Below are 12,131 nucleotides of genomic sequence, written 5' to 3'. Positions count from 1 at the left end.
GCCACGATGTTGCCCCAGATTTGCCCCGATTACGGAACTGTACTCTAAAATGGTTGCACAATCAGCAACATACAAGACGCGCATGTTCCACCAGGAGAAGAAGGTCCGCGACTGCGGCCTGGCCGGACTGTTCCGCCGGATCGAGATCGTCAGCGAGAAGGACGTGCCGACCTACCGCCGCCTGCTGGAGGAGTTCGGCTGCGAGGCGGACGAGTTCGCGATGGTCGGCAACTCGCTGCGGTCGGACATCGAGCCGGTGCTGGCGTTGGGCGGTTGGGGCGTTCACGTGCCCTATCACCTGACCTGGGCGCACGAGGCCGAGACCTCGGTCGACCATGCCGCGCCGCGCCTGCGGGTGGTCCCTACCGCGACCGAATGGCCGCAGGCATTGCGCGCGATCGCCGCGGAGGCCGCCGAAGCCGGCAAGTGACGGTGCGGTGACGTGATCGCCGCCACGTTGCGTTGCGGCATTCCTGAACGGGGACCCTACCGGATATCGGTTCGCGCGCCCGATCGCGGCAGGTTAAAAACCGGTTCACCGGGGCGGGGGCAGGGTGGGGCCATGTCCACCCACCGCAGGAGAGCGCCATGATCGCCTTGAACCGTTGGATCGCGACCACCGCGATTGCCCTGGGCATCGGCGTCGCCGGCCTGTTCCCGACCCAGGCGCGCGCCAGCGACGATCTGGTCCGGGTCCTGGTCGATGTGGCCGACGTGATCTATCACGGCGGCAACCCCTACTACCGCCACGGCAACTACGGCCGCTACGACCGCGTGGTGATCGTCCGCGATCGCCGCGGCCACCGCAGCTATTACCGCTACGTGCCGCGCTCGTACTACAGCCGTCACTACCGCGGAGGCCCGCCCTACGGCGTCGCCCACGGCTATTACCGCCATGGGCCGGGCAAGCACCGCTACGATCATCGGTACCGCGACCGCTACGACCGCTATGACCGCCGCGACCGTTACGACCGTCGCGATCGCCGTCATCACCGGGATTCCCGCGACTATCGCGTCCGCTACGACCGTCGTCACGACGGCCGCCGCTGGCGCGACCGCGATTGACCCCGCACCGGTGGTAGCCTTGCCGCCGGGACGACCTGCTGGAGGTAGTTATGAAACGTCCGTCGATGATGTTCGCGGCGCTGTTGCTGGCGGCGCCGATGCTGGGCCTGGCGCCGGTGCCGGCGCAGGCCGGTGAGGTCGATTGCGAACTGCGCTTCAACCTGTCCGGCTGGTCGGTGTTCTACAAGACCGCGTCGGGCAACGGCACGATCAGTTGCGACAACGGCCAGCGCATGGCGGTCCGGATCGAGACCAAGGGCGGCGGCCTGAGTTTCGGCAAGTCGACCATCGAGAACGGCGTCGGCGAGTTTTCCGGCGTCGACAGCATCAATGACTTGCTGGGCACCTATGTCAGTGCCGAGGCGCATGCCGGCGCGGTGCGCTCGAGCAAGGCCCAGGTGGTGACCAAGGGCGAGGTTTCGCTGGCGTTGGCCGGTACCGGCAAGGGCTGGGACATCGGCGTGGCGTTCGGCAAGTTCGTGATCTCGCGCTGAGCCCGGCCCGGGTCGGCCGGCTACACTCCCCCCATTCCGCAAACGAGGCCCGCACGATGGTTTCCATTGCACGCAAACTCGCCCTGGCCGCCGCGCTCGCGGCCGGCGCCGGCCTCGCCGCACCGGCGGCGGCCCAGGACTTCACTTTCGGCTGGAACCCGCGTTCCGGCGATGTCTGGGTCGATACCTGGCTCGGCGACATGAACCGCTACGGCCACCGCTATCGCGACCCCTTCATCGACGAGATGGTCCGTTACCACGGTGCCCCGCGTTCGCTGGTGGTCGATCTGCTCGATACCCGGCGCTGGGCGCCGGGCGATGTCTACATCGCCTGCGCGATCGCCTCGATCATCGGCCGTCCGTGCCGCTACGTGGCCGACGTCTGGGAGCGCGACCACGGTCGCGGCTGGGGCGCGGTCGCCAAGGATCTGGGCATCAAGCCCGGTTCGCCGGAATTCCATCGCCTCAAGCGCGGTTTCGTGCCCAGCTACGACCGCTGGGGGCGCACGATCACGATCGACGCCGACCTGGAGCGCGACTTCCCGGGCCGCGGCCGCGGCGCCAGCCAGCGGGGCCATGATGCCCAGGGCGGCAACGGCAACGGCCGCTCCAGTGCCCAGGGCCGTGGCAATGGCAATGGCAATGGCCAGGGCAATCGCGGCAATGGCAATTCGGGCAAAGGCAAGGGCAAGGACAAGGGGCGCGGCCACTGAGCCGGCTCAGGCGTCCAGGGTGGCGCCGCCATCGACCCGCAGGTCGTGCATGACGATGTGGCGGGCGCGTTCGCCGAGCAGGAAGCACACGGCCTCGGCGACGTCCGCGGCCTCGGCGATCCGGCCCAGCGGAATGCCCAGCCGGTAGCGTTCGGGCACGCCGTCCAGGATGGCCTGCCGCGCCTGCGCGCTGCCGGCGAGGGCCTGTTGCATCGGGGTGTCGGTCGACCCCGGGGAGACCAGGTTGCAGCGCACCCCGTGCGGCGCCAGTTCCAATGCCAGGCAACGCAGGTAGGCGCTCGCCGCCGCCTTCGACGCCGCGTAGGCGGCCATCCCGGCGCGCGGTGTCGTCGCGGCGTTGGAACCGACCACGACGATGCTGCCGCGCCTTCGCTCGCGCATCCTTCGCGCGACCGCGCGGGTGGTGCCGAACACCGCGCGGGCATTGACCGCCATGCAGGCATCCCAGTCGTCGGGCGCCATCTCCAGCGCGTCGCCGATGCGCAGGATGCCGGCGACGTGGGCGAGATGGTCGAGCGGCCCGCGGTCGGCCTCGATGGCATCCACCGCGCGCTCGACCGCGGCCGCGTCGACGACATCCACCGTCAGGCAGGTGGCATCGACGGGCAGGGTCGCCGCCAGCGCTCGCAGACCGTCGGCATCGCGGTCGATCAGCGCCAGGCCCGCGCCGCGCGTGGCGAGCATGCGCGCGACCGCGGCGCCGATTCCCGAGGCGGCGCCGGTGACCAGCGCCAAGTGTCCGGCGAACTCCCCTGACTGTGCGTTCATGCGGCCTCCGCCTCGAAACCGTCCATGATCCGATGACGCTCGTCGTGGTAGCCGTCCTCGTCCAGCCGTTCCTTCCAGTACGGCACCGCGTACATCATGGCCTTGGGCAGGCCCCAGTGCTCGCGCAGGTAGCGGCGGATCGCGACCACCTGACCGCTTTCGCCGGCCAGGGTGAGCGAAACCGTGCCTTCGGGCGGTGCCAGTGCGCGGACCGCGTCGAGCAGGTCCGCGCGTTGCAGCCAGCGCACGCGCATCTGCGGACGCGGCGGCAGCGGCTGGCGCTCGCCGAGGTCGGGCAGCTCGATCAGCACATCGCCGGCCGCGGTCTCCGGCAGCTTGCGCATCACCGCCCGCAGCAACGGCAGGCTGCTGGGGTCGCCGATCAGCAGGAAGCGCCCGGCGTCGGGCCGGTACAGTGGCGGCCCGCCGGGGCCGATCAGGCCCAGCACCCGGCCGGGCGTCGCCCGCGCCGCCCAGCGCGAGGCCGGGCCGTCGTCGCCATGCAGGACGAAGTCGACATCCAGCCACCGCCGGGCCGGGTCGATGGCGGCGACGGTGTAGGTCCGCGACCACGGCCGTGGCCGGTCCCGCGGCCACTGCGGTCCCCCCGCGCCGATCGTCGGAAGGGCGGGGGACTCGCCATCCTGCAGCGGAAACAGCAGCTTGATGTGGGCGCCTTCGCAGTCCGCCGGAAACGCCGCCAACACCTCGCCCTCGAAGCGCAGGCGGCGCATCCGCGGGGTCAGCGCGGCGCCGCCGTCCAGTACCCGGATCAGCCCGGTCGCCGGTGCGCTCATGCGATCGCCTCCACGGTGGCGTGCAGTCGCGCCAGCGGCGCGCGTGGATCGTCCAGCGCGGCGTCCAGGGTCGCCAGCAGGTCGCGATGGTGGCGGCCCAGGGTGGCGGCGTCGTAGGCGGCGGGATTGGCTTCGATGTCCACGCGCAGGCCGTCGGGCAGCGGCGACACGGTGATGTCCATGTCCTCGACCGAACCGACCGAGACCGGGTGCGCCTCGGCCTCCAGTCCGGAGAAGCGGAAACCGCGGTCGAACGGCATCAGGTTCAGCACCGGCCCGTAGAGCTGGGCGTGGCTGCCGGCCAGGCCCATGTCCTCGCGCATCCATTCGTAGTTGTAGCGCTGGTGCGGACGGAGCCGCGCCAGTGCGGCCGAGGCCTCGCGCGCCAGCGTGTCGAAGCCGGCATCGGGATCGATCCGCAGTTGCAGCGGCACCACGTTCATGCTCATGCACGGCACGCCCAGGGCGCGGCTGCCGAGGCGGTTCATCACCAGCAGGCCGATGCAGATCGAGGTGGCGCCGCTGGCGCGGTGCATCCACGCGGCGATGCCGGCGATCAGCCACGCGCCCCAGTCGACTCCGCATTCGTGCGCGCCGGCCTGCCAGCGTGCGTACTGCGACAGTGGCAGGCGATGACGCTCGGAGCGGGCAACGTCGGACGGCGGTTGCAGCGGCGCCAGGGTCACCGGCGTCGGCGCCGCCTGCAGCCGCGCCATCCAGAAGTCGCGATCGCGCGCGCGCTGCGGCGACTGCCGGTAGCTCTCGGCCTCGTCGATCACCGGCGCCAGCGCGAAGTCGCGCGCCGCCGGTATTTCGCGTCCGTCGACCGCGGCCGAGTACACCGCCGCGACCCGGTGGATCAGCAGCAGGTAGGCGAACCCGTCCAGCGCGATGTGGTGCGCACGCAGGTACCACAGGTGCCGTTGCGGACCGAGCCGCAGCAGCGCGGTGGCGAACAGCGGGCCGCTGCCCAGCCGTGCCGGGCGGTCGAGGTCGGCGCGCATCCAGGCCTCGGCGGCCCGCCACGGATCGGCCTCGCCGCTGAAGTCGTGTTGCGGCCACGCCACGGCGCGCGCCGGGTCCAGCCGCTGGCGCACGCCGTCGCCGTCGTCGCGGTAACGCATGTGCAGGGCGTCGCAGCGGCGCAGGGTGTCGATCACCGCATGGCCGAGCGCGGCCGCGTCCAGTGGACCACGCAGTTCGATCGCCTCGGCGGTCCAGAATGCGGGGCTGTCCGGTTCCATCCGCTGGCCGGCCCACATGCCGTACTGCGGTGCGGTCAGCGGCCGCGTGTCCGCGCTCATCGCAACGCCTCGCGGTGCCGCTGCAGCAGTGCCCACCAGTCGGCCACGCGCTCGCGTTCGGCGAGGTCGACGAAGCCGATCTCGGCACCGGCCGCGGACCAGCGTTCGAGCAGGCTCATCAGGCGGATCGAGTCCAGACCCAGGTGCAGCGGGTTGTCGTCGGCGCCGACCTGTTCGACCGGCAGCTCGATGATCCGCGCCAGTTCCGCGCGCAGGGCGTCCAGGCTGGCCGGCAGACCCGACGTGGCCTTCAGGGCGTCGATGCAGGCGTCGGTGGTCAACGCGACGCCGCAGCGGCGCGCCACGTAGGCCAGCGCCATGGCGTGTTCCTCGGCGCTGAAGTCGGCCAGGGCATCGGCGAGCATGAACGGTTGGATGTCGCGCATGAACGCGTCCAGCGCGGTGGTCATGCAACCGATGTGGGCGTAGACGCCGCAGATCAGCAGCTGGTCGCGGCCCTGCTCGCGCATCCGCTCCAGCAGGTCGCTGGATGCGAACGCGCTGTAGCGCCATTTGGTTAGCACGGTGTCGTGGTCGCGCGGAGCGACCGTGGCGGCGATGCCGGCGCGCTCCGGCCGGGCGGTTACGCCCGGCCCCCACCAGTCCTGCAGCAGGCCACGCTGGCGCACGGTCTGCTGCGGTGGCTGCGCGGTATAGATCACCGGCACCCCGGCCCCGTCGCAGGCCTCGCGCAGGGCGCGCACGTTGTCGAGCATCGGCGCGACCGGGCTCTGCGCGGTGTCGTAGAAATCCAGGAAATAGTCCTGCAGATCGTGCACCAGCAACACCGCGCGTTCGGGATCGGGCCGCCAGTCGACCCGGTCCTGCGCGGGCAACCGGTCCGGCAGCGGGTAGGGGGCGATACGGGGAATGCTCATGCGGTGGCCTCGGTGGCGGACTGGATGGGAGCAGGGGGCGCGAAGCGGGCGCGCAGGGCGCGCTTGTCGACCTTGCCGACCGCCGTGCGCGGCAGGGTGTCGACGATCTCGATGCGCTCGGGAATCTTGAACGCGGCCAGACCGCGCGTGCGCAGGTACTGCTGCAACTCGCGCGGCGCCAGCGCCTCGCGCAGCACCACGAAGGCGCAGGCCTTCTCGCCCAGCCAGCGGTCGGGCATCGCGACCAGGGCGGCGTCGAACACGGCCGGATGGGTCAGCAGATGGCTTTCGATTTCCTCGGCCGCGATCTTGTCGCCGCCGCGGTTGATCTGGTCCTTGCTGCGCCCCTCCACGATCAGGTGGCCGGAGGCGAGGCGGCGGACCCGGTCGCCGGTGCGGTAGAAGCCGTCGGCGGTGAACGCGCGGCGGTTGTGGGCGTCGGCGCGGTAGTAGCCACGGATGGTGTAGGGGCCTCGGGTCAGCAGATGGCCGACCTCGCCCTCGGGCACGTCGCGATCGCCGTCGTCGACGATGCGGATCTCGTCGTCGTCGCTGATCGGGCGGCCCTGGCTGCTGGCGATCAGGTCCGGCGGGTCGTCCAGACGGGTGTAGTTGACCAGGCCTTCGGCCATGCCGAACACCTGTTGCAGGCGCGCGTCGAAGCTTTCGATCATCCGCCGCGCGACATCGCGGGCGAGGTGGGCGCCGCCGATCTGGATCAGGCGCAGGCTCGACAGGTCATGTCGCCCGCGCGTGGCGGAGGCGAGCCAGGCCAACGCCAGCGCCGGCACCAGCGCGGTCGCGGTGACGCGCTCGCGTTCGATCACGGTGAAGCTCGCGGCCGGCTCCGGATGCCGCGCCATCACCACGCAGCCGCCGGCATGGAAGGTGCCGAAGGCGCCGGGCGAGCTCATCGGGAAGTTGTGCGCCGCCGGCAACAGGCACAGGTAGCGGGTATCGGTATCGAAACCGCAGATGCGGGCGCTCTCGCGGACGCTGTAGAGATAGTCGTCGTGGGTGCGCGGGATCAGCTTCGGGGTGCCGGTACTGCCGCCGGACAGCTGCAGGAAGGCGACCGCCGTGGCGTCGTGGTGCGCGTCGATGTCGCGGTCGCCGCTGTCGGCGTACAGCGCGTCGAAGTCGTGGCCGTCTCCGCCGCCGCCGACCACCACCAGTTCACGCAGACACGGATGCGCTTCGCGCAGGCGACGCATCATCGCGGCGTGGTCGAAGCCGGCCTCGCGGTCGACGGTGATCGCCGCGCAGGCGCCGGTGTCGGCGATGAAGTGGCCGAGCTCGGCCTCGCGGTGCGCGGGCAGGGCGAACACCGGCAGCGCGCCGATCCGGAACAGGGCGAAGCAGGCGACGTGGAATTCGGCGATGTTCGGCAGTTGCAGTACCACCCGGTCGCCGCGGGCGATGCCCAGGCGCGCCAGGCCGGCGGCGGCGGCGCGCACACGGCGGTCGAGCTCGGCATAGTTCCAGCGGCGCTCGCCGCAGACCAGGGCCGGACGATCGGGTTGCGCGGCGGCGACCTCGGCCAGGCGGCCGTGCAGGGTGGTGCCGCTCCAATGGCCGCGCTCGCGGTAGCGGCGAACGAAGTTGTCCGGCCATGGGGTGAAGTCGGCGTCGGGCCTGTCCGGCGTCGTCATCGCGTTCATGGCTGGCCCTCGGTCAACGGCGGCAGCCCCATCGCCGCCAGCATCGTGCCCAGCTTGGCGCTGGTTTCGGCCAGCTCGGCCTCGGGCGTCGAGCCGGCGACCACGCCGGCGCCGGCATACAGCGTCGCCGCTTCGGCCTCGACCAGGGCGCAGCGGATCGTCACCGCCCATTCGCCGTCGCCGTGGGCGTCGCACCAGCCGACCAGGCCGGTGAACAGGTCGCGGTCGTAGCCTTCCAGCTCGCCGATCGCGGTGCGCGCCGCGGCGGTCGGGTGCCCGCACACCGCCGGCGTCGGGTGCAGTTGCAGGGCCAGGCGCAGGGCATGGGTCGAGGCATCGGCGAGGGTGCCGTCGATCCGCGTCGACAGATGCCACATGGTCGGCGTCGCCAGCAGCGACGGCGTCGCCGGCACTTCCAGGTTCCGGCACCAGGGCGCCAGCGCGGTCGCGACCGCGTCGACCACCAGGGCGTGCTCGTGGCGGTCCTTGGCTGAGGCCAGCAGTGCCTGCGCGCGATGCGCGTCCTCGTCCGGATCGACGCTGCGCGGCGCCGAACCGGCCAGGGGATTGGAAGTGACCCGCGCGCCGTGCTTGCGCAGCAGCAGCTCCGGGCTGGTGCCGACCAGTTGGCCGGCGCGCGTGTCGTCGCCGGCATCGACCGCGAAGGTGTAGCCGGCCGGGTCGCGCGCCAGCAGTGCCGACAGCAGCGCGTCGACGTCGACCCGGGTACGCAGGCGCAGGCAGCGCGACATCACCACCTTGTCCAGCTCGCCGCGTTCGATCCGCGCCAGCGCCTGCGCGACCGCGGCGAGGTAGTCCGATGCCGAGGGTACCGAGCGCGCCGGCGGCAAGGCGTGCGCGTCGCCGCCGCGGTCGGAGGGCCGCCGGCTGCCGCGATGCCGCGCGTGGCCGCTGGCGAATACCGCCTGTTGCGGCAGCCACAGCCGCGCCGGGGCGTGACGGTCGAACGGGATCGCGCCGATCAGTGGCAGGCGATCGCTGCCGTCGCGACCGCATCCGGCCAGCAGGGCGTCGGCGGCGTCGGCGAGTCCGTCGTTGGCGGCGCTGCGCAAACGCGCCTGTACCCCGCGGCAATGCAACTGCTGGCGTGGCGAGGAGAACAGGCCATCGCCCGGCCGCCAGGCATCGAGCAATGCATCGCGTGGCGGACGGGGAGAAATCCGTGGCGAGCTCGGATGCGGGATTGCCGGCGCGTCGGCGAACGCGGTCGCGGCGCTGGAGGAAGCGTCCATGAAGTTACCTGCGGGCTGTCGGGGGCTGTCAGTGGAATCAGCTGGCAGGCGTGGTGGCCCGCTGGCGGGATGCGGCATGCATCGACGCACGGCGTGGACGGGCGTCCGTGCCGTCGTCGCCGTCGATGATGGGCGACGGCGCGTTAAATGTTAGTGATTCGCATTTGTGTTTGACAGTCGATCCGATCACAATGTCGCCGCTTCCGCTGCGGCAGCGCGCCGTGGCGGTTCCCGCGGCCGGGTCCGGTGCAAGGGATCACGGCCCGGTTTGCGGCGCCGCTGCGCCTTCGGTCGGCCCCGGCGGGGCCGCCTCCATGACAAGGAAATGAAACATGGCTTTCACCCCCCGCTGCCTGTCGCTGACAGGCCTGACCTTCCTCGCGATCGTGCCGCTGTCGCAGGCCGCCGACGGCACCGACGCCACCACCATCGACACCATCGTCGTGGAGGCCGAGCGCGAGCCGGGCAACTTCGACATCGACGCCGACGAGGTCGAGCTCACCCAGGCCTCCGACCTGTCCGACCTGCTCTCCAACGAGTCCGGCGTCGCCGTCGGCGGCGGTTCGACGGTGTCGCAGAAGGTCTACGTGCGCGGCTTCGAGGACACCATGCTCAACGTCACCATCGACGGAGCGCAGCAGCCGGCCGAGCTGTACCACCACCAGACCCGGGTGCAGATCGAGCCGGAATTCATCAAGTCGATCGAACTCGACGCCGGCGCCGGTGCCGCCACCGCCGGTCCGGGCGCGCTGACCGGCGCGATGCGGGTGCGTACCAAGGATGCCTTCGACATGCTGCGTCCCGACCAGGACTTCGGCGCGCTGCTGAAGGCCTCGGCCGGCTTCAACGGCGAGAACAACTACAAGGGCGTGGCCTCCGTGTACGGGCGTCTGTCCAACGGCCTGGGCCTGATGGCGACCTACGTGCGCCAGGACGGCGGCGACTACGACGACGGCAACGGCGACCGGGTCGATCCGACCGCGTACGACCACCGTCGCGGCCAGGTCAAGCTGACCGGTCTGTTCGACGCGCACAGCTTCGACCTGTCGGCCGAGCACCTGGACGACACCGGGACCTACTACGAGCGTCCGCACATGACCAACTTCGCCGGCCGCTTCCTGCTCTCCGATCACAAGATGACCCGCGACACGGTGTCGTACAACCATCGCTACGATCCGGGCAGCGATGCCGTGGACGTGGAGGCGACGGTGTTCTACAACCGCTCCGAGTTCGAGAACCGCCGCAACAGCACCGGCCTGGTCTACGGTTCCGGCGAGCAGAGTTCGATCGGCCTGGACCTGCGCAACACCTCGCGCTGGCAGGACCTGGATCTGGTCTACGGCCTGGACTTCCGCCGCGACAGCCTCGACGCGACACAGCAGGCGACCCCACCGGCGTACTGGGGCAGCACCGAACAGCATGCGCGCGTCGCCGGCCTGTACGCGCAGGCGAACTGGCGCTTCGCGCCGGCATGGCTGTTGTCGACCGGCCTGCGCTACGACCACTACCGGCTCGACGTCGACAGCGGTGTCGGCGCCGGTGCGAGCAATTCCGACAGCAAGCTCAGCCCGAACCTGTCGCTGCAGTGGCAGTTGACCGATCACCTCAGTCTGCGCGGCGCCTATTCGCAGGCATTTCGCGGCATCACCATCCGCGAGGCCTTCTTCAGCGCGCTGTACGCGCACCGTGGCGACCTGCGCGGCGAGGAGGGCGACAACGTCGAGTTCGGCTTCGCCTACGAGCGCGACGGCTTCCACTTGCGCGGCACCGTGTTCCGCCAGGAGATCGAGCACTTCATCAACGCGATCTTCGTCGGCCCGCCGTCGACGGAGTGGGGCTACTGGGCCAATACCGGCACCGCCGAGGTCGACGGCTTCGAGCTGGAGGTCGGCAAGCAATGGGACGACATCGGCTTCAGCGTCGGCGTGTGGGAGTCGGACAACGCGTTCGACGGCCGCCCGCTCAACGACGCCGACCTCGGCCTGGGCACCACCATCGGACGCACCTGGACCGGCCGGCTCGACTGGACCCCGTCAGCGGTCGCGCACTACGGCATCCGTGCGCGCTACGTCGAGGCGGCCGAGAACCGGATCTCGCCGGAGGCGCCGGCCAAGGGCTCGTACGCGGTGCTCGACCTGCTCGCGAACTGGAAGCTGCGCGACGACCGGATCACCCTGGGCGTCGGCGTGAACAACCTGCTCGACGACTTCCACTACGACCACGGCACCTACTCCTACCATCCCGGCAGCGGCCTGAACATCGGCTTCCCGGCACCGGGCCGCGAGTTCGTCGCCACGGTCGGCTACCGGTTCTGAGCCGCCGCCGACCACGCCCGGATGGTGCGGCCGCGTGGCTCGACGATGGCAGCGCCCCGGCCCGGGCGGCCGGGGCGTTGCCGCAGGCGATGCGGGCACGGTGACGGAATCGTCCGCGCATCCAGGCCCGCGGCGGCGGCCGCCTATTCGGCCAGGGCGCAGATGCCGTTGGCGCCGCCCTTGCCGGTGTACGACAGCGACAGGGTGCCGTCGGTATTGATGCTGACCGAGACGGTCACGCCGGTCTCGGCGTCGGTCGCCTCGTAGTAGCTCTCGCTGAACGACTTGTAGGCGGCCTCGCGTCCGTTGACGAACACCGGGCCGCCGTCGTCGGCATGGACCTCGATGTCGCCGGGGCAGGTCGCGTTGAACATCGTGATCTTCGCCTTCGGCGCATCGTCGGCCGGCGCCGCGGCGTCCATCGGTGCGGGTGCGGCTTCCGGTGAGGGTGCCGGTTCCATGGGTGCGGCGTCGGGCACAGCCTCTGCGGCGGGTGCGGCGTCCGTCGGCGCGGCGGCGTCGGGCGCATCCGCGGGCGGGCTGCATGCGGCGGCGGCCAGGCATAGTGGCAGCAGGATAGGGGCGGCCTTCATCTTCGCTCTCCGGTGGCGGGATCAGTCCCGGGGGCAAGAGCCTAGCCAAGGCAAGGGCAAGAACGTGTGCAAGCACCCAGGGACGCCACCACGCGCGTCGAACGCATGCTGCGCGCGCGTGCCGGCGCAACCGATGGGGCCGGCCACGGCATCGCCGACTGAAGACTCGTGCCGGTCGTGCATGTCTGACATCCTGAACGGGACTGACACCTCCCCAGCGTTCTGCCCATTCAGATGACCCCTGTTGCGAAAGTCCATCGGCCCGGTGC

12 protein-coding genes are annotated in these 12,131 nt (G+C 71.0%); 5 read left to right on the top strand and 7 right to left on the bottom strand.

The features are described from left to right. Nucleotides 1-82: 82 nt before the first annotated feature. The 4 genes from FKV24_RS00580 to FKV24_RS00565 all read left to right on the top strand — a co-directional run bounded on the left by FKV24_RS00580 (nucleotide 83) and on the right by FKV24_RS00565 (nucleotide 2,272). On the top strand, nucleotides 83-430 hold the full coding sequence (locus FKV24_RS00580; RefSeq protein WP_425481553.1) for an HAD family hydrolase: 348 nt from the start codon (nucleotides 83-85) through the stop codon (nucleotides 428-430). Between the two features lie 158 nt (nucleotides 431-588). Beyond that, a complete protein-coding gene (locus FKV24_RS00575) occupies nucleotides 589-1,065 on the top strand; it encodes a hypothetical protein (protein WP_111265470.1) in 477 nt (158 codons plus the stop codon). 50 nt (nucleotides 1,066-1,115) lie between these two features. Next, nucleotides 1,116-1,559, top strand: a complete 444-nt coding sequence (locus tag FKV24_RS00570) for a hypothetical protein (protein ID WP_407067492.1) — start codon at nucleotides 1,116-1,118, stop codon at nucleotides 1,557-1,559. Between the two features lie 56 nt (nucleotides 1,560-1,615). After that, nucleotides 1,616-2,272 (top strand): hypothetical protein, encoded by a 657-nt coding sequence (locus FKV24_RS00565; protein WP_141480786.1) that lies wholly within the window; start codon nucleotides 1,616-1,618, stop codon nucleotides 2,270-2,272. Nucleotides 2,273-2,278: 6 nt separating this feature from the next. Here FKV24_RS00565 and FKV24_RS00560 read toward each other — a convergent pair whose 3' ends face one another. Genes FKV24_RS00560 through FKV24_RS00535 form a run of 6 tightly spaced genes read right to left on the bottom strand, consistent with a single transcriptional unit; the run spans nucleotide 2,279 to nucleotide 8,954 of the window. Next, nucleotides 2,279-3,061, bottom strand: a complete 783-nt coding sequence (locus FKV24_RS00560) for a 2,3-dihydro-2,3-dihydroxybenzoate dehydrogenase (protein ID WP_111265472.1) — start codon at nucleotides 3,059-3,061, stop codon at nucleotides 2,279-2,281. Beyond that, nucleotides 3,058-3,858, bottom strand: a complete 801-nt coding sequence (locus FKV24_RS00555; RefSeq protein ID WP_141480785.1) for a siderophore-interacting protein — start codon at nucleotides 3,856-3,858, stop codon at nucleotides 3,058-3,060. Before FKV24_RS00555 ends, FKV24_RS00560 begins: the two co-directional genes overlap by 4 nt. Continuing rightward, nucleotides 3,855-5,162 (bottom strand): condensation domain-containing protein, encoded by a 1,308-nt coding sequence (locus tag FKV24_RS00550; protein ID WP_141480784.1) that lies wholly within the window; start codon nucleotides 5,160-5,162, stop codon nucleotides 3,855-3,857. Before FKV24_RS00550 ends, FKV24_RS00555 begins: the two co-directional genes overlap by 4 nt. Continuing rightward, nucleotides 5,159-6,040, bottom strand: coding sequence for an isochorismatase family protein (locus tag FKV24_RS00545; RefSeq protein WP_111265475.1), 882 nt, complete (start codon nucleotides 6,038-6,040; stop codon nucleotides 5,159-5,161). Before FKV24_RS00545 ends, FKV24_RS00550 begins: the two co-directional genes overlap by 4 nt. Continuing rightward, on the bottom strand, nucleotides 6,037-7,701 hold the full coding sequence (locus tag FKV24_RS00540) for a (2,3-dihydroxybenzoyl)adenylate synthase (RefSeq protein ID WP_425481552.1): 1,665 nt from the start codon (nucleotides 7,699-7,701) through the stop codon (nucleotides 6,037-6,039). Before FKV24_RS00540 ends, FKV24_RS00545 begins: the two co-directional genes overlap by 4 nt. After that, nucleotides 7,698-8,954, bottom strand: coding sequence for an isochorismate synthase (locus FKV24_RS00535; protein WP_141480783.1), 1,257 nt, complete (start codon nucleotides 8,952-8,954; stop codon nucleotides 7,698-7,700). The genes FKV24_RS00540 and FKV24_RS00535 overlap by 4 nt, the downstream gene beginning before the upstream one ends. A gap of 332 nt (nucleotides 8,955-9,286) precedes the next feature. Between FKV24_RS00535 and FKV24_RS00530 the strand changes: the two genes are divergently transcribed. Continuing rightward, nucleotides 9,287-11,269, top strand: coding sequence for a TonB-dependent receptor domain-containing protein (locus FKV24_RS00530; protein WP_111265477.1), 1,983 nt, complete (start codon nucleotides 9,287-9,289; stop codon nucleotides 11,267-11,269). A 143-nt stretch (nucleotides 11,270-11,412) separates the two neighbouring features. On the opposite strand, the gene FKV24_RS00525 is transcribed toward FKV24_RS00530, so the two are convergent. Next, nucleotides 11,413-11,730, bottom strand: a complete 318-nt coding sequence (locus FKV24_RS00525) for a hypothetical protein (RefSeq protein WP_211371739.1) — start codon at nucleotides 11,728-11,730, stop codon at nucleotides 11,413-11,415. Nucleotides 11,731-12,131 lie beyond the last annotated feature (401 nt).

It is taken from the genome of Marilutibacter maris (assembly GCF_006546735.2).
In the GTDB taxonomy this organism is placed as follows: Bacteria; Pseudomonadota; Gammaproteobacteria; order Xanthomonadales; family Xanthomonadaceae; genus Marilutibacter; species Marilutibacter maris.
This window is presented reverse-complemented; position numbering and strand designations above follow the sequence as displayed.

What these genes read in the sequence shown, in the direction of transcription:
- FKV24_RS00580 (WP_425481553.1), top strand. Translation starts at nt 83, where the DNA reads ATGTTCCACCAGGAGAAGAAGGTCCGCGACTGCGGCCTGGCCGGACTG.
- FKV24_RS00575 (WP_111265470.1), top strand. Translation starts at nt 589, where the DNA reads ATGATCGCCTTGAACCGTTGGATCGCGACCACCGCGATTGCCCTGGGC.
- FKV24_RS00570 (WP_407067492.1), top strand. Translation starts at nt 1,116, where the DNA reads ATGAAACGTCCGTCGATGATGTTCGCGGCGCTGTTGCTGGCGGCGCCG.
- FKV24_RS00565 (WP_141480786.1), top strand. Translation starts at nt 1,616, where the DNA reads ATGGTTTCCATTGCACGCAAACTCGCCCTGGCCGCCGCGCTCGCGGCC.
- FKV24_RS00560 (WP_111265472.1), bottom strand. Translation starts at nt 3,061, where the DNA reads ATGAACGCACAGTCAGGGGAGTTCGCCGGACACTTGGCGCTGGTCACC.
- FKV24_RS00555 (WP_141480785.1), bottom strand. Translation starts at nt 3,858, where the DNA reads ATGAGCGCACCGGCGACCGGGCTGATCCGGGTACTGGACGGCGGCGCC.
- FKV24_RS00550 (WP_141480784.1), bottom strand. Translation starts at nt 5,162, where the DNA reads ATGAGCGCGGACACGCGGCCGCTGACCGCACCGCAGTACGGCATGTGG.
- FKV24_RS00545 (WP_111265475.1), bottom strand. Translation starts at nt 6,040, where the DNA reads ATGAGCATTCCCCGTATCGCCCCCTACCCGCTGCCGGACCGGTTGCCC.
- FKV24_RS00540 (WP_425481552.1), bottom strand. Translation starts at nt 7,701, where the DNA reads ATGAACGCGATGACGACGCCGGACAGGCCCGACGCCGACTTCACCCCA.
- FKV24_RS00535 (WP_141480783.1), bottom strand. Translation starts at nt 8,954, where the DNA reads ATGGACGCTTCCTCCAGCGCCGCGACCGCGTTCGCCGACGCGCCGGCA.
- FKV24_RS00530 (WP_111265477.1), top strand. Translation starts at nt 9,287, where the DNA reads ATGGCTTTCACCCCCCGCTGCCTGTCGCTGACAGGCCTGACCTTCCTC.
- FKV24_RS00525 (WP_211371739.1), bottom strand. Translation starts at nt 11,730, where the DNA reads ATGGAACCGGCACCCTCACCGGAAGCCGCACCCGCACCGATGGACGCC.